The organism is Desulfovibrio psychrotolerans, assembly GCF_013340305.1.
Taxonomy (GTDB): Bacteria; Desulfobacterota; Desulfovibrionia; order Desulfovibrionales; family Desulfovibrionaceae; genus Halodesulfovibrio; species Halodesulfovibrio psychrotolerans.
The window spans coordinates 16,517-33,211 of sequence record NZ_BLVP01000035.1 but is presented as its reverse complement, the minus strand read 5'-3'; the positions used below and the strand labels follow the sequence as shown (position 1 = coordinate 33,211).

Annotated in this window: 12 protein-coding genes; 9 read left to right on the top strand and 3 right to left on the bottom strand. The window is 62.5% G+C overall.

All coding sequences use genetic code 11. From position 1 onward, the window contains the following. Window positions 1–145: 145 nt before the first annotated feature. The 4 genes from hemW to HUV26_RS13820 all read left to right on the top strand — a co-directional run bounded on the left by hemW (window position 146) and on the right by HUV26_RS13820 (window position 6,663). Window positions 146–1,333, top strand: a complete 1,188-nt coding sequence (gene hemW, locus HUV26_RS13835; RefSeq protein ID WP_174410724.1) for a radical SAM family heme chaperone HemW — start codon at window positions 146–148, stop codon at window positions 1,331–1,333. Next, window positions 1,330–3,906: an ATP-binding protein gene (locus HUV26_RS13830; protein WP_174410723.1), complete on the top strand. Its 2,577-nt coding sequence runs from the start codon at window positions 1,330–1,332 to the stop codon at window positions 3,904–3,906. Before hemW ends, HUV26_RS13830 begins: the two co-directional genes overlap by 4 nt. A gap of 125 nt (window positions 3,907–4,031) precedes the next feature. Continuing rightward, window positions 4,032–5,303 carry an ATP-binding protein gene (locus HUV26_RS13825; protein WP_174410722.1) on the top strand — a complete coding sequence of 424 codons (1,272 nt, stop codon included), beginning with the start codon at window positions 4,032–4,034 and terminating at the stop codon, window positions 5,301–5,303. A 118-nt stretch (window positions 5,304–5,421) separates the two neighbouring features. Continuing rightward, complete coding sequence (locus tag HUV26_RS13820) at window positions 5,422–6,663, top strand: L-serine ammonia-lyase, iron-sulfur-dependent, subunit alpha (RefSeq protein WP_174410721.1); 1,242 nt, start codon at window positions 5,422–5,424, stop codon at window positions 6,661–6,663. A gap of 72 nt (window positions 6,664–6,735) precedes the next feature. Here the strand turns inward: HUV26_RS13820 and HUV26_RS13815 are convergent, their stop codons facing one another. After that, window positions 6,736–8,409, bottom strand: coding sequence for an aminotransferase-like domain-containing protein (locus HUV26_RS13815; RefSeq protein WP_308483163.1), 1,674 nt, complete (start codon window positions 8,407–8,409; stop codon window positions 6,736–6,738). Window positions 8,410–8,553: 144 nt separating this feature from the next. On the opposite strand from HUV26_RS13815, the gene HUV26_RS13810 reads away from it, so the two are divergent. After that, the gene (locus tag HUV26_RS13810) at window positions 8,554–9,420 is read left to right on the top strand and encodes an AzlC family ABC transporter permease (RefSeq protein WP_308483162.1); all 867 of its coding nucleotides are present in this window, start codon (window positions 8,554–8,556) and stop codon (window positions 9,418–9,420) included. Between the two features lies 1 nt (window position 9,421). Next, window positions 9,422–9,757 carry an AzlD domain-containing protein gene (locus HUV26_RS13805; protein ID WP_174410720.1) on the top strand — a complete coding sequence of 112 codons (336 nt, stop codon included), beginning with the start codon at window positions 9,422–9,424 and terminating at the stop codon, window positions 9,755–9,757. A 9-nt stretch (window positions 9,758–9,766) separates the two neighbouring features. On the opposite strand, the gene mutY is transcribed toward HUV26_RS13805, so the two are convergent. Next, on the bottom strand, window positions 9,767–10,876 hold the full coding sequence (gene mutY / locus HUV26_RS13800; RefSeq protein WP_174410848.1) for an A/G-specific adenine glycosylase: 1,110 nt from the start codon (window positions 10,874–10,876) through the stop codon (window positions 9,767–9,769). 149 nt (window positions 10,877–11,025) lie between these two features. On the opposite strand from mutY, the gene HUV26_RS13795 reads away from it, so the two are divergent. Continuing rightward, window positions 11,026–11,703 carry a Lar family restriction alleviation protein gene (locus HUV26_RS13795; protein WP_174410719.1) on the top strand — a complete coding sequence of 226 codons (678 nt, stop codon included), beginning with the start codon at window positions 11,026–11,028 and terminating at the stop codon, window positions 11,701–11,703. A gap of 118 nt (window positions 11,704–11,821) precedes the next feature. Further along, window positions 11,822–13,246 (top strand): chromate efflux transporter, encoded by a 1,425-nt coding sequence (chrA, locus tag HUV26_RS13790; RefSeq protein WP_205245154.1) that lies wholly within the window; start codon window positions 11,822–11,824, stop codon window positions 13,244–13,246. Window positions 13,247–13,287: 41 nt separating this feature from the next. Here chrA and bioB read toward each other — a convergent pair whose 3' ends face one another. Then, window positions 13,288–14,301 (bottom strand): biotin synthase BioB, encoded by a 1,014-nt coding sequence (gene bioB / locus HUV26_RS13785; RefSeq protein WP_174410717.1) that lies wholly within the window; start codon window positions 14,299–14,301, stop codon window positions 13,288–13,290. A 236-nt stretch (window positions 14,302–14,537) separates the two neighbouring features. On the opposite strand from bioB, the gene HUV26_RS13780 reads away from it, so the two are divergent. Next, window positions 14,538–16,694: a two-component system sensor histidine kinase NtrB gene (locus tag HUV26_RS13780; protein WP_174410716.1), complete on the top strand. Its 2,157-nt coding sequence runs from the start codon at window positions 14,538–14,540 to the stop codon at window positions 16,692–16,694. Window position 16,695 lies beyond the last annotated feature (1 nt).

Sequence of the window (16,695 nt, the reverse complement as noted above, 5' to 3'; positions counted from 1 at the left end):
TCCGTTTGGGCAGGGCGTTTTTCTCTTTCACTATACCAAAAGCCGGACGGAAGCCAGCGCGCCGCCTGCCTCCGGGGCGGTTGTCTCTCCGCACGCCGCATAGGGTGCTCTTGACGCTGCGCCCCGCGACTCCTAGAGTCGGCGCATGCTGCTCTATATCCATGTTCCCTTCTGCCGAAGCAAGTGCGGGTACTGCGCCTTTCATTCCGAAGTCCCCCGGGGTGACGCCGTGCAGGTGTATCTGGACGCACTGCTGCGCGAAATAGCCCTGTGGGGCGACCGGCTGGGCAGGGTGCCCGTGAGTACGGTGTTCTTCGGGGGCGGGACGCCTTCCATGCTGCCGCACCGCGCCGTTGCCACCGTGCTGGACCGCATCCGCAAGGCCTTTGCCGTGGAGCGCGCCGCGGAAATAAGTCTGGAGGCCAACCCGGAGTCCGTGGGAACCATGGACACCCTGAGCGGCCTGCTGGAGGCTGGGGTAAACCGCCTGAGCATGGGTTTTCAGAGTATGGACCCTGCCACGCTGAAGCTGCTGGGGCGCCCGCACAGCGCGCGGGACGCGGTGCGCGTGTTTGAACTGGCGAGGACACTCGGGTTCGGCAACATAAATCTGGATTTCATATGGGGGCTGCCCAACCAGAGGCTCAAGCTGTGGCTTGAAGACCTGCGCGCCATAGTCAAGCTGGGGCCGGAGCACCTTTCCTGCTACGGGCTGACCGTGGAGGAGGAAACCCCCCTTGAGCGGGACGTGCGTGCAGGCAGGATTTCCCTGCCGGACGACGGGGAACAGGGGAAGATGTTCATCTACGGGGCGGAGTATCTGGAATCGCAGGGGTACCTGCATTACGAGATTTCCAACTTTGCCCGTATGGGATTTCAGTGCCGCCACAACACGGGCTACTGGGAGGGGGCGGAATATCTGGGCTTCGGTCCTGCGGCGGTTTCCACCCTTATGGGCAGGCGATGGACCAATCCCTGCGACCTTGCGGCCTACGCAGGCGCGGTGCGCACTGGCACGGTGGGACATGAAGCGGAAGTCCTGAGCCTGCACGAACGGGTACAGGAGTTGGTTATGCTGCGGTTGCGCACCACAAGGGGGCTGCGGGTAAAGGCCTACCGCGAGCTTACCGGGCGGGATTTCATAAAGGACAACAAGTCGCTCATTCACGCATTGCACAGGAACCGTCTGGTCCGGCTGCGCAACGGCTATCTGAGCCTCACCCGCAACGGGCTGCTGGTTTCCAACGCCATACTGGAGCGGTTTTTCAGCGAAATGGAAACACGCCTTGCCGGGCAGGCATCCGGTGCACCCGCAGGGCAGGGCACACCATGAGAAGCGGCAGCCTGCGGTGGAACGCCCTCTTTCTTTCCGGTTTCCTGTTTCTGGTGCTGTTTCTGGCAAGCCTTATCAGCATGACCTTCCTGGGCGGAGACAGGGAGCGCATCTTTGAGACGGCGCGGCACCGGCTGGAGAGCCACGTGTGGTTTCTGGCGGAATACACCGAACGCCTGCTCGATGTGGTGAACGGCCGTTTTGCGCACCTTTCGCGGGATATTGTTGCGCATGGCGGACTTGCCGGGCACAGCGGGGCCGGAACGGAAAGCGGCACGGAAAGCGGGACGGGTGACAGGTCTGACGGCAGACATGGCAGTGGAGCTGGCTTGTGGTCCGATGAACGGCTGGCAGACGAAGTGCAGCAGACTTTTGCCTTTTTGCCCGAACTGGCGAACATGGTGATACTGGATGCCGGGGGCAACGTGCGCTACGCCATGCGCCCGGGCAGGGTGCCGCTTATTGTATCCCGTAACGCTGCCGGGTTCGCAGCGCACAGGGACAGCCATGAACTTTCGCGGTTTTCGGCTTTTCCGCCGGAAGGGGGGCAGCCCGGGCAGTTGTTTCTCAGCTGGCGGCTGGGGAAGGCTGACGGTGAATTTCTGGGGATACTGCTGGCGGAAATTTCTCCCGTTGCCCTGTATGAGCGCTTCCGTGCGGCGCATGTGCAGCGTCCGGATGCCATGCTTCTGCTGGACAGGACCAGCCGGACCATAGGAGCGTGGCGGCACCCGGAAGGCGATGCGGCGGCACTGTTTGACGGGGTGGGCAGGGTTGCCGTGGCACCGGGAGGCATGACACAGGTGCGCGGAAAGACGGGATTCGCCCTTGTGTACGGCATGCCGCGGTATCCGCTGCGGGTGGCGGCTGCCTATGAACTTGCCGGCCTGCTTGATGAGTGGGAACGCCGCCGTAACTGGCTCATCGGCATGGTCATGGTCTTCAGTGCTCTGGGGTTGTGGATTACGTACATCCTCTACCGGCAGCGGCAGATGCTCAGTACCACCCGCGCGGCCCTTTCTCGGCGGGACAAGTATTACCGCACGCTGGCGGAAAATTTTCCCGTGGGCATCATCATGCTCTTTGACCGTTCGGGGCGCATAACCATTGCGGACGGGCAGGGGCTGGAGGCCGCAGGGTTGCGCAAGGTGCAGATGGAAGGCAGGCGGCCCACTGAATGTCTGCCGCCGGAGGTGGCGTCGCAACTGGCACCGCACCATGCCGCCGTGCTGGAAGGCAGGCGTGTCAACTTTACCGTATCCGTGAAGGACAGGGTATATCATGCCCATGCCCAGCCCTTGCTGAATGACCGGGGCGAGGTGGAGGCGGGCATGACCGTGCTCACGGACGTGACCCGCCGCGAGGAATACGAAACCGCCCTGCGCAAGGCCAAGGAGGCGGCGGAGGCAGCCAGCGAGTTGAAAGGGCAGTTTGTTGCCAACATCAGCCACGAACTGCGCACTCCCATAAGCGGCATCATGGGCATAACCGAGGTGGCGCTCAGCGAAGGGCCGCCGGAGAAGTGGCACCGTCATTTCACCATCATCAAGAATGTCTCCGACGGGCTGCTGGGCGTGATCAACGATGTGCTGGATTTTTCGCGCATCGAAGCGGGCAAGATGACGCTGGAACGCAAGCCCTTTAATCTGCATTCGCTGCTGACAGACTGCATGGAGACTCTGCGGCTGCGGGCGGAGCAGAAGGGACTGGCCCTGCGCATGGAATTTGACGGCGGGCTGGAACATTGGGTGACGGGCGACCCCGGCAGGCTGCGACAGGTGCTGGTGAACCTTATGGATAATGCCATAAAGTTCACCGAGTCCGGGCAGGTGCTGGTGGAGGTGCACCGCGTGGGCTCTGCACCGGGGCGTCAGGCCGTGCTGTTTTCCATTACGGACTCTGGTGTAGGTATACCGGAAGACAGGCTTGGTGATTTGTTCAACAGCTTTTCGCAGGTGGACGGCAGCCTTTCGCGCCAGCACGGGGGAAGCGGTCTGGGGCTTGCCATCTGCCGCCACCTGGTTCACCTCATGGGCGGCAGTCTGGGGGTGGAAAGCCGCAGCGGCGAGGGGAGCCGGTTTTATTTTTCCGTCTCGCTGGAGATGCGGGCCCCTGAGGAGCTTGCTGGACTTCACGCGGCACTGTCGCAGGGCTGCGGGACTGCGTCCGCTGTGCGTCCGCTGCGCATTCTGCTGGCCGAGGATAACGACTTGAATCAGGAGTTTCTTACCTATTTTCTGGAAGACCATGGACACACTGTTTCCGTGGCGGGCAACGGGGAAGAAGCAGTGCGCATGGTACGGCAGGGGGGGGTGGATATTGTGCTCATGGACGTGCAGATGCCTGTGCTGAGCGGGCTGGAGGCTACGCGTATTCTCCGTGAATCGCCGGAATCGTATAGCGCTATTCCCATTGTGGCGCTTACCGCACATGCCATGGCGGGCGACCGGGAACGGTTTCTGCAAGCGGGCATGGACGCCTTTGTGGGCAAGCCGGTGGACAGGGACCGGCTTGCCCGTGCGCTGGACGAGGCGTGGACCGTTGCCATGGCCCGGGGATGGCGGGGGGCATGATAATCGTGCCGCGGGGAATGGTTCTGCTTATCAGGCAATCTTCTTTGGGGTATGATGGCATCATGTAAGGATCTGCTCAGGTGTATGGTCCTTGGGTTTCCAATCTTCCACACAGGCAGGTTTTTGTGCCCAGACGTCGAAGTGCCTCGCGCGCACCTTCCGATTCTGCCGCCCCCGGCGAGCATGCGCCGCCCTGCGGTTCCGACGTGTCTGCGGACAGTCCGGGGCGCGGGGACGGAGGTGCCCTGTCCGGGGCGGTTCAGGAGCCCCTGGAGCCGCATAAGGCAACTGCAAACCGCCTTTCCGCCGCCGAGATCCGCAGGCAGGCGGATGCCGTGCGTGCCCATCTGGGCGGCAGGCTTGCCGAGACCATTCCCATACCGTTTATAGTGCTCAACGAGGCGCGGCAGATTGTGTATGCCAACGGGCACGCTGTTCGTTTCTTCGGTTGCGCGACAGAAGAAGAGGCGCTGGGTTTCAGGCCCGGTGAGCGTATCTTCTGTGTGCATTCTCAGGAGATGGGCGGATGCGGGGAATCGCCTGCCTGCGGTCATTGCGGCAATGTCCGGGCCGTTCTGGGGGTGCAGGAAGGGGCGGTATACGGGGCCGAGAGCCGGGTACTCACCAAGCATCATGGGCTGATCAACGCGCTGAACCTGCAGGTGGACGCAGCCGGGACGAAACTGGACGAGGAGCACTACACCATTGTCTACCTGCGCGACATTTCACGCGAGAAGGATCGGGAACTGCTGGAACGGGTGTTTTTGCATGATGCGGTAAACGCTCTTGGCGGCATATCGGGTGCCATGCGGCTGCTGGGTGACGCAGTGGATGAGAAGCTGCGTGAACTGGCGCTGGCCGTGGAGGAGCGTGCCTCGCTGCTGGTGCGCGAAGCCCGGTTCATGCAACTGCTGTTTTCCGCAGAATCCACAGACCTGATGGTGATGCGGGATGTTTTTTCTGCCCGCGATATGCTGGAAGAGCTGCGCATGCTGTATTCCACAAACGTGTTCGCGGAAGGGCGGCATCTTGTGCTTGACCCGCAGACGCTCTCCGCCCCGGACATTACCCTGACCACGGACAGGGCCTTGCTGCAGCGTTCGCTGGAGAATCTGGTCAAGAACGCGCTGGAAGCCTCGCGTCCCGGTCAGACCGTGACCATGGGATACCTGAGCACGGGTGGGGCAGTGCATTTTTTTGTGAGGAGCGAGCCGTTCATTCCCCGGCATGTGCAGTTGCAGATGTTCCAGCGTACTTTCTCCACCAAGGGGCGGGGCAGGGGGCTGGGTACATACAGCGCGCGGCTGTTCGTCACCAATTATCTGGGCGGCACGGTGTCGTTCGAATCCACGCCGGAAGAAGGGACCACCTTCTACGTGCGGATTCCGCTGGAATAGCCGCCGGTGTACCCGTTGTAATCCTTCCCGGCATTGCCGCCGCAGCAACAGCATGAGGGGAGAACGCGGGAATGCAATTGGGGCAGGAAGCAAGGCAGAACATATTCAGGGAGCATGTATGGAGAGCATCCGGGAATTGTACCGCATAGGCGTGGGGCCTTCTTCCAGCCATACCATGGGGCCGAGGTATGCGGCGCAGCAGTTTCTTGAACGCACACCCGGTGCGGTGCGTTACAGGGTGCACCTGTTTGAGAGTCTGGGAGCCACGGGTAAGGGGCACCTTACGGACGCGGCGGTGCTGGCCGTGCTGGGAGCAGACCGGACAGAGGTGGTCTGGCGCGCGGCGGAGAAGCTGCCGGAGCACCCCAACGGTATGGTTTTTGAGGCTCTGGACAGCGGGGGCAACGTGACCGATGCCGTTACCATGTACAGCGTGGGCGGCGGAGCCGTGCGCGTGGCGGGGGAGGAGGCGCAGGCCCGGCAGCGGGTGTATGCCCTGCCCGGCATGGCGGAGATGATGGCCCACTGCGAAGACCGGGGCATGACCTACTGGGAGTATGTGCAAGCCTGCGAGGGCCGGGATATTTGGGATTTTTTGCGCGGTGTGTGGCAGGCCATGCAGGAAGCCGTGAACAGGGGGCTGGAAACGCAGGGCGTGCTGCCCGGTTCCATAGGGCTGCGGCGGCACGCATGGAGCTATTTCCGCCGCACACGCCTTGCCTCGCAGGACATGCAGCAGACGGGGCTGCTCACGGCGTATGCCATGGCTGTTTCGGAGGAGAATGCGGCGGGCGGGGTTATAGTCACCGCGCCTACCTGCGGAGCCAGCGGAGTGGTGCCTGCCGTGCTGCGCTACCTTATGGAGGTGCAGCAGCTTGCGGAGGGCGACATGCTGCGTGCGCTGGCCACGGCGGGACTCTTCGGCAACGTGATCAAGCATAACGGGTCCATATCCGGTGCGGAGGTGGGGTGTCAGGGTGAGGTGGGGGCGGCCTGCGCTATGGCCTGTGCCGCAGCCACGCAGCTTCTGGGCGGCTCGCTGCGGCAGATTGAGTATGCGGCGGAGATGGGGCTGGAGCACCATCTGGGGCTTACCTGCGACCCGGTGGACGGGCTGGTGCAGATTCCCTGCATAGAGCGCAACGCCTGCGCCGCCACCCGCGCCTTGTCCTGCGCGCAGATGGCTATTCTTTCCGACGGCACGCACCGCATTCCCTTTGACGAGGTGGTCACCGTTATGGCCAGCACCGGGCACGACCTGCCCAGCCTGTATCGCGAAACATCCACCGGCGGGCTGGCCCGCGCCTACGCGGGACGCAAGGGCGGCGTGGGGCGCGCCCGCTGCGCGGGATGTTCGTAGGGACTGCCCAGTCTTCGATAGCTGGCCGACATGTATTTGGCCGGGGCTGGTCGGTGGCGGTTACGGGAACTTTTACGGCAACCCGTCTGGTCTTTGGGACAGCGGCTGCGGAGCGGCAAGCTGGCCCAGCGTGCACATGGCCTGCTGCATGGATTCGTTCCACACCCCGCAGCAGGAAAGGCGTATGTAGTTGCGGTACTGGTCGCGGGTGGTGAAGATGGGGCCGGGAGCGATGAGAATATCTCGCGCCTTGGCCTGATTGAACAGCCGCACGCTGTCCATGCCCTCCGGCAGGGCAACCCACAGAAAAGCACCTCCCTCCGGGCGGGTGACACGCGTACCCGGCGGGAAATGCGTCGCAAGCTGGTGGCGCACGGTCTGCATCTGGCGTTCCGTGGCGGCGCGCAGCCGCTTCAGGTGCCGTTCGTACAGCCCCTGCCCGAGGAATTCGGCAATGACCATCTGGGTGGGGGAGGGACAGCACACATTGGTGGTGGCCTTGATTTCCAGAGCCTTGGACATGAATGTGCCGGGCAGCATCCATCCCGCCCTGTACCCGGGGGCGATGGTTTTGGAGAACGAGGAACACAGCGTTACCGTGCCCCGCGTGTCGAACGCCTTGAGCGGTGCGGGGCGCGAAGGGCCGAAGTGCACATCCCCCGCCACATCGTCCTCCACGAGGGGAATACCCCGTTCCGCGAGCATGGACACAATCTCGCGCTTGGCTGCATCCGGCATGAGCGCGCCGTCCGGATTGTTGAAGTTGGCGGAGAGGATGCATGCCGCCACGGAATACTTGCTTATGGCTTCACGCAGGGCGGCGGGCGATACCCCGTGTTCCGGGCTGGACGGCACCTCGATGGCGCGCAGTCCCAGATTTTCCAGCAGCTGGATGAAGCAGAAATATGTGGGCGACTGGATGACCACGTTGTCGCCGGGGCGGGTGAGGCAGCGCAGGGTGATGTACAGTGCCTCCATGGCTCCGGCGGTGACGAGCACGTCGTCCGCTTCTGCCCGCAGCCCGCATTGCTGCGCCCGCCACGCGATTTGCCTGCGCAGGTGTTCGTTGCCCTGAATGACCTCGTACGCCAGCGCCTGACCGGGGGAAAAGCGCAGCACGTCCTGCATGATGCGCGCGAGAGCCTTGCCCGGAAGCAGCGCGGGGTCCGGGCTTACGCAGCCGAAAGAGACCATGCGCGTGTTGCCCACCGCTTCCAGCACCTTCTGGATGAGCTGGGTACGGTTTTCTTCGCCTGCCTCGCTGCCACCTGCCATGCTGTCGCCTGCCATGCAGTCACCTGGTCCTGTGCCGTTTACTCTGGCCAGGGTGGCTGGTTTGACGGGAGCATCGGGGCCGGAAATGGTGCGCTGTGCCGCTGGCAGCGGCAGGTGGGCGACTGTTTTGCGCACGAAGAACCCCGAGCGGGGGCGTGCCTCCACAATGCCCTTGCGTTCCAGTTCCATGTAAGCGTGATTGGCGGTGGCAAGGCTTACGCCCATGCTTGTGCATACGGACCGCAGCGAAGGCAGCTTGTCGCCGGGATTGTATCGGCCCGATTCGATCATGGTGAGCACCTGACGTTCTACATGATGATAGCGGAACGGCTCGCCGTTCATGGATGTCTGGGACGTGGCGGTGGTGCGGGTCGCTTGGGTCGTGTTGGTCGCGTAGGGGTCATGGGAGCCTTGGGAAGCATGCGGCGGGCGCAGGTGTGATTGCTTGGAATCGCGGGTGTTGGTGGTCATGAGGGTGGCAGCTTTGTCAAAGGGTTCAGGCAATCTGTTGTGATTGAATTTTCATATTTCTGTGTCTGTTATGGTGACAGTTTTCGGGGTTTACTGCAAGCCACAAGCCCGGTACCACCGACACAAACTTAGCAGAGGTCGCTGATGGCAGCACACACAAGACGACAGGCGCAGACCGCCGGTTCATCGGATACGGTTTTACGGAACGAGGCTATTCCGGATACGGACTCTCCGGGCGGGACTGCTGCGGCTGTAGCGGCTTCCGGTATGGATACAGGGTTTTCCGGTGCGCACCCCGGTACGCACCCCGGCACGCACCCCAGACTGCTGGCGGATACGCTTTCGGGCATGCGGCAGGCACTGCCCATCGTCATGGGCTACCTGCCCGTGGGATTCGCCTACGGCGTGCTTGCCCGCAAGGTCGGGCTTTCCGAATGGAACACCATTCTCATGTCCGTGCTGGTCTATGCGGGGTCTGCGCAATTTATTGCGGTGAGCCTGCTGGCGGCTTCGGTTTCGCCGCTTTCGGTGGTGCTGACCACCTTTGTGGTGAACCTGCGCCACCTGCTCATGGCGGCGGCACTGGCACCATACCTGCGGGGCTGGTCGCGGCTGCGGCAGGCGCTGTTTGCCTTTGAACTGACGGACGAATCTTTTGCCATGCACACCCGCCGTTTTGCGGAAGGACGCACAGGCGCGGCGGAAACCTATGCCCTGAACGCCACGGCGCAGTCTTCATGGATAGCGGGTGCGGTGCTGGGCGTGTTTTCCAGCAACCTTATCGGAGACGTGAAGCCGCTGGGGCTGGACTATGCCCTTGCCGCCATGTTCATAGCCCTGCTGGTGGGGCAGGTGCGTACCAACATGCATGTGCTGGTGGGGCTGGCATCGGCTGCACTTTCCGTGGGATTTATGCTGGCGGGCGCGGGACAGTGGAACGTGATTCTGGCAACCGTGTGCGGCGCCACGCTGGGCACCGTGCTCTGCTGCCGCGAAAAAAAGGGGGCGTAACATGCAGTATTCCGACGCGCTTGTGCTGTTGATCATAGCAGGGATGGCCGTGGTAACCTATCTGCCGCGCGTGCTGCCGATATGGGCGCTTTCCTCGCGGGAGCTGCCCCCCGTGGCGGTGCGCTGGCTGGGCTACGTACCCACCGCCATTCTCAGTGCGCTGCTGGCTCCCGCCCTGCTGGTGCAGGACGGTGCGGTGGCGCTGAACACGGGCAATCTTTCGCTGCTGGCGGCGGTGCCCACCTTTCTGGTGGCGTGGCGCACCCGCAGCTTTTTCGGCACCGTGGCCGTGGGCATGGTCTGCGTGGCGGCGGGGCGGTATTTCGGCTGGCAGTAGCGGAGGCGGCTACCCGTCCAGCAGGGCGGGCAGGCGCAGGTCTGTAGCGAGCATGTCTGCAAGTTTGCGGTGCCCTGCGGGGAGGGTGTAGTCCGTTAGTTCCCCGAAGCGTACCCAGCGGTGGTCCGTGGCGGCGTGCAGCACCGGGGCGGGGGAGGTGCCGCTGCGCAGGCGCAGGAAAAAGCAGTGCAGGGTCACGCGATAGGTGGTGTAGCCGTGGTGGATGACGGTTATCTTGCCTGCGTGCTCAACAGGAAATTCCATTTCTTCCATGAACTCGCGTTCCACCGTGCGTTCAGGCGTTTCCCCCGGTTCCACACAGCCGCCGGGAAACTCCCAGAATCCCGCCCATACCCCGTGGTCGGGGCGTTTCTGGATGAAGATGCGCCCCTGGTGTACCAGCACTCCGGTGGCCACATCGATATGGCTGACAGGTTTGCGGGCTGCCGGCACGGGACGTTCATGCACTATGCCCAGATGGTGCGCCTCGCACCAGCGGCGGACCGGGCAATCCTCGCAGCGTGCTTTTTTGGAGCAGACCAGCGCTCCCAGTTCCATCATGGCCTGATTGAACTCCCGCGCTTTGCCGGGAGGCAGCAGCGCCTGCGCGGTAGCCCGCACAAAGGCCATGTTTTCCTTCTGCTTCACGGGGGTATCGATGTCGCACACGCGGGCAAGCACGCGCTCCACGTTGGCGTCCACGCACGCCACATCCTGCCGGAAGGCAATGGAGGCGATGGCGGCTGCCGTGTAGTCGCCTATGCCGGGCAGGGCGCGGATATGCTCCAGACGTCCGGGAAATTCCCCTGCATGCTCGCGCACGATGATGCGTGCCGCCCTGTGCAGATTGCGCACCCGGGAATAGTAGCCCAGTCCCTCCCAGAGTTTGAGGACGGTTTCTTCGTCCGCGTCTGCCACGGCGGCTATGTCCGGCAGGCGGTCCATCCAGCGCAGAAAGTACTCCACGCCCCGTTCCATTTGAGTTTGTTGGAGCATAATTTCGGATATCCACACCTGATAGGGCGTGTAATCCCGCCGCCACGGCAGGGGACGCTGGTGTTGCGAAAACCAAAGGAGCAGGGAGTCCGCAAAGGCGGCGTGGTCGTGGGAGTGCAGCATGGGGAGTGTGTAGCCTCTTGCCGGGAGGAGGACAAGCTGTTGCAGAATGTTGTGGATTTTCATTAACACGCCATGTATTTTGAGAGCATGCCACCATATTGATTTTTCATTATCAATTTGGGTTCCGGGGGGAGGCCAAGGAGTGTTTTATGCGGGAGCCGAAGCCGTGCGCCAGTTGCGGCGGCAGATCTGCGTTGTTGCGATTTGATGGTGTGTACTATTTTCTTTCCTGCGAACAGTGTGAAAAAAGCGGCCCGCGGGCCGATGGCCCGGAGGATGCGGTGAGCCTGTGGAACAGCCGCGGGGCCACCATGTTCCACTACGGCGAGGACCTGCGGCGGGTGCGCATTGTCCGGCGTATGGAATGCGAAGGCGGGCATAACGGCAGGCGCGATGACCGCTGCGCCGTGAATATTCCCATGGTGCTTGCCGTGGGAGGTGAGCGCGGACGCCGGGTTACGGGCGTGCTGCGCAACGTTTCGCATTTCGGGGCGTTCATGGAACTGACGGGGGGCGACCTGAGCGCTGTTCCCGTGGACATGCAGGATGTCCGCGACATGGAGACATTTCTGTTCTTCAAGTTTCCCAAAAATCTGACAGAACTGGCCTTGCGCGCCAGCAACGGTGACGGTGCCGCCCTGCGGCGCAAGCTGGACGCGGTGCAGAAGCTGCGGTTCAGCCCGCGTCACGTATCCCAGAAACGGGACGTGGTGGGTATGGGCGGATGCTTTGTCAAACCGCAGGGCGAGGATCTGGACATGCTGGCAACGCTGGTACGCTGCGCCGCCGAGCAGGGTGATGCCGATTCCGATATACGTCACCAGTGAGCAGGACGCGTTTAGGCGCGTTGAACCGCATGAAGAGCGCATGCGTCTTGGGTAGTAACGGGCGATATCCGGCAGTACCGAGGTATAACGGGCCGCACCATGAAGGATGGAAGACGTGATGGAACGCATCAATAAACCAGCAGGGGCGCAAGACCTGTCTGGGGCTGAGCGGCCTTCTGACGGGGAAGAATCGGCAGGCAACGTGCGGTTTGTTGACGCGGCGGCACTGTGGTTGCGGGTGGGGCTGTTCAGCTTCGGCGGTCCCGCGGGGCAGGTAGCCATGATGTACCGCATGGTGGTGGAAGAGCGCAGGTGGGTGAGCAACGGGCGTTTCCTGCACGCCCTGAACTACTGCAACCTGCTGCCGGGACCGGAGGCGCAGCAACTGGCCACGTATGTGGGCTGGCTGCTGCACGGCACGCGGGGCGGACTGGTGGCGGGCACGCTGTTCATATTGCCGGGATTTCTGGTGGTGCTGGCCCTTTCCGCCCTGTACGCGGCCTTCAGTCAGGTGCCCGCCGTGGAGGCACTGTTCTGGGGGCTTAAGCCCGCCGTGCTGGCCGTGGTGGTTATGGCGCTTATGCGCATCGGAAGCAAGGCGTTGGTGGGGGCGTATGCGTGGGCGCTGGCCTTCGGGGCGTTTCTGGCGCTGTTTGTCTTCGGGGTGCCTTTCCCTTTGGTGGTGCTGATGGCGGGGATTCTGGGCTGGGCTCGTCATGAAATAGGGGCTAACGGGACGGGAACACCCGCCTCTTCCGCCTCCTCGGGCTCTTCCGGCACACAGGACGAGGATGAAGAACCGGTCAATGGCCGTGAGCATGCCGCGCCGACGGTACGGGGCAGCCTGCGGGTGCTGGCAACGTGGCTCACCCTGTGGCTTGTGCCCGTATTTTTGCTGCTGGCGATTCTGGGCCCGGAGAACGTGTATGCGCGCATAGCGGTCTTTTTCAGCAAGATGGCGGTGGTGAGCTTTGGCGGTGCCTATGCCGTGCTTGCCTACGTGGCGCAGGCGGCGGTGGCGGATTTCGGATGGCTTTCGGCAGAGGACATGCTCAATGGTCTGGGACTGGCCGAAAGCACGCCCGGCCCCCTGATTCTGGTGCTGGAATACGTGGGCTATCTGGCGGCCTACCGCAATGCGGGCGATCTGCCGCCTGCCCTGGCGGGGATGCTGGGCGCTACGCTGGCCGTGTGGGTTACCTTTACTCCCTGCTTCCTGTGGATATTTTTGGGGGCACCCTTCATTGAGCGGCTGCGGGGCGTGCGTGCCCTTTCTGCCGCCCTTTCCGGCATAACGGCCTCTGTAGTGGGCGTGATATTCAACCTTGCGTTATGGTTTGCCCTGCATTCCCTGTTCGGCAGGGTGGATGCGCTGGCTTTTCCCGGTGGCAGCCTGCCCGTGCCCGATATGGCCACGGCGGATGTGCCCGCGCTGGTGCTGGCTTTTGCAGCCTTTGTGGCCCTGCACCGCCTGTGGCTGGGTATGATACCTGTGCTGGCGGGGTGTGCCGCAGCCGGAATGCTCTGGCGGCTGGTGCTGTAACTCCCGATTCAAAACAGATTCAGGCCGCAGCCTGACAGGATTCATGAGACAGGAAGCAGCCCCATATCGGCCAGCATGGCCATGTCTGCCGCCATGTCCCGTCCGGAGGTGGTGAGGTAGTTGCCTATCATCAGGCCGTTGGCTCCTGCCATGAACACCCATGACTGATAGTCACCCAGTGTTGTTTCGCGCCCGCCTGCCACAAGGATGTCCCTGTCCGGCAGGATGAAGCGGAACAGTGCCAGCGCGGCAAGAGCCTCTAAGGGGTGCAGTGTGGGCCGGTCTGCCAGCCGTGTGCCCGCGATGGGGTTGAGAAAGTTCACCGGCACCGAATGCACGCCCATATCGCGCAGGGTGAACGCCAGTTCCACCCGCTGCGCCGGGCTTTCGCCCAGCCCAAGAATGCCCCCGCTGCACACCCGGAATCCGGCGTCCAGCGCGTGCCGCACGGTTGTCACATCATCTTCGTACGGGTGTGTGGTGCAGATGTGCGGAAAAAAGCTGCGCGCGGTCTCCAGATTATGATGGTAGCTGGAAAAGCCCGCCTGCCGCAGCCGTGCCGCCCGGTGCTGGGTAAGCTGCCCCAGCGAGGCACACAGCCCCAGCCCTGTACGGGTGATAATGCGCTGCGCGGCCTCGCACAGGTTGTCCAGTTCCCTGTCTGTCACGGTGTTGCCGCTGGTGACAATGCCGTAACGGTCTGCCCCTGCGTCTGCCAGTTGCATGGCGCGGTCCATAAGGTCCTGATTGCTGAGCAGGGGGTAGACGGCAACCCCGGTGGCATGGTGCGCGGACTGGGCGCAGAAGGCGCAGTTCTCTGAACAACGGCCGGACTTGGCGTTTATGATGCCGCAGGTGAAGGTGGCGTTGCCACGGCAGGCAGCGGCTATGCGCCGTGCTCCGCCCACAAGATCCATGGCGGCTGAGCGCGGCAGGGCAGCCAGCGCAAGAGCCTCTTCCTCTGTAAGGCGGGCTTGCGCCGGGTGGGCGGCGCGCACTATGCGCTGCGCGAGGCTGTGGATGAATTCTGCGTGGTCGGTACGGGAGGCGTGCATGCTGCGTCCTGTGAGTGAATGTCCTGCACGGCAGGCCCCTGTGCGGTATACCGGAACGGGAGTCTTGTAAACCGGCGTTCTTCGGTGCCTGCTGGATGTGGTTCGTGCAGGAGTTGTGGCTTCACAAGCCCTGCCAAGTGGCGTATGTTCCCTAGAATGGCAGAAGAGTTCCCCTGTGGTTTTGTTGGCGACTCACGCAGTGTTCTGCTTATAGTGTAACTCCGGCAGTGCAAAGTATGGTTACGTATCGCCCATCCACATCTGTTTTCATTAATATCTCCCTGCTTGCCGTTATCACATTGGTGCTTCTGCTCTTCGGAGTGACGGATTATCTGCGGGAAAAGAACCGGTATTACAGTGAACTTGTGCTGCGCATTGAGCAGACTACAGAGCAGATGGCCGCCAGTCTGGCGCTGACGCTATGGAATTTTCAGGACGACCAGACCCGCACTATTGTACATAACGGCTTCATGGAGCGGGACATTCAGGCCATTCTGGTGACGGACACCCTTTCCGGCAGAGTGGCGAGCGGCGGCGTGCGTGCCCCGGATGGCAGCGTGCGTGCGGTGGAAACGCTGGAAGGAGCGTTTGACGAGAAAGCCGTACAGCAGGGAGTGCGAACGGATGCGGCACCGCGGGGTCTGCCAGATGCTGATCCGGGCAGCGTGGGAGACATGCGCGCCACGGGGGGGAGTGGTACCGGAGCCGGACGGATTGTTAAGGCCGAACGGAGCATAGAGTTGCACGGGCGGGTGCTGGGGACCATTGCCGTACAGGGCACCACCGCTCACGCGGACGCGCGGGCTGCGGCTTCGCTACGGCGTATTGCGGTGTCTATCATCACGCTGGACCTGCTCATTTTTCTGCTGCTCAACAATATTCTGAAGCTCTACATAGGTACCCCGCTCAGGCGCATAGAGAATTATGCCCGCACGGTGAGCATGAGTGACGGGGCTGCTGTGTCTGCGCCTGAGGATGCCTTTTTGCAGGAAATGAACAGCCTGCGTCAGTCTATGGTCATTATGGTTTCCCGGTTGCAGAATCAGTATGATGCCTTGCGGCTGGCGCATACGTTTATTCAGGAAATGCTGGATTCCATGCCGTCCATCGTTATCGGCGTGGAGCAGGGGCAGGGGGATGCGTTCAGGGTCACCCACTGCAACAAGGCGGCACAGCAGGCAACCGGGCTTGATGCCGATGCACTGGTGGGGGCGGACCTTTACACGGTGCTGCCCCGCATGGCGGCGTACGGCCCGGTTATTGAATCGGCCATGCGCGAAGGGCGGGCGGTTTCCCTTGTCAATCAGTCTATACAGGGGGCCATACAGGGGGCTGCATCGTCGCTCGAATCGTCTGAATCTGCATCGTCTGAACCTGCATTGTATGGGAAGGGCGGAACGGGAAAGCGGCTGGAGACGGTTATGGTTTTTCCGGTGTCCAGAGGGGCGGCAGGCAGTGTGGTTATTCGGCTGGACGATGTGACCGAGCAGGCGCGTATGGAGGAGCTTATCCTTCAGACCGAGAAGATGATGTCTGTGGGCGGTCTGGCGGCCGGTATGGCGCACGAGATTAACAATCCGCTGGCGGGCATACTGCTCGGGGTGCAGAATATTCAGCGGCGGTTCTCTGCGGACCTGCCTGCCAATGAAGCTGCGGCGCGGGCCAGCGGGTGCGACTTGTCCGCCATGCATGGCTATATGCGGGATCGCGGCATAACCTCGCTGCTGCAGGGCATACGGGAATCCGGCGAACGCGCCGCCCGTATTGTAAGCAATATGCTGAGCTTTGCACGGCAGAGTCAGGACAGTCACACCGCGGTTTGTCTGGATACCCTGCTGGACAAGTGCATAGAGCTTGCCTCTACCGACTATGACCTGAAGAAGAAATACGATTTCAAGAGTATACGCATTGCCAAGGAATATGCGCCCGATGTGCCGGAGGTGCTGTGCTCTCCGCAGGAGATAGAACAGGTGGTGTTGAACCTGCTGCGCAACGCGGCACAGGCCCTTTTCCGGGAGACGGCTGCGGATGGGGAACGCGTGCCGCGCATTACCATTCGGCTATACCGGGACAACGGCAACGCCATGATAGAGGTGGAAGACAACGGCCCCGGCGTGCCGGAAGACAATTTCCGGCAGGTGTTCGAGCCGTTTTTCACCACCAAGCAGCCGGGAGCGGGAACCGGGCTTGGGCTTTCTGTCTCGTACTTCATCATTACCCGCAACCACGGGGGCAGCATCTGGCTGGATACGGAATACCGGGGCGGGGCGCGTTTCTGCATCCGGCTGCCCGGCGCAGGCGAGGCGTGTGTGGGGTCGGAAGGGAATGCCGAACCGGGCGAACCGGGCGAACCGGGAGAACCGGGACATGCGCCCGGACAGGACGTTTCTTAGA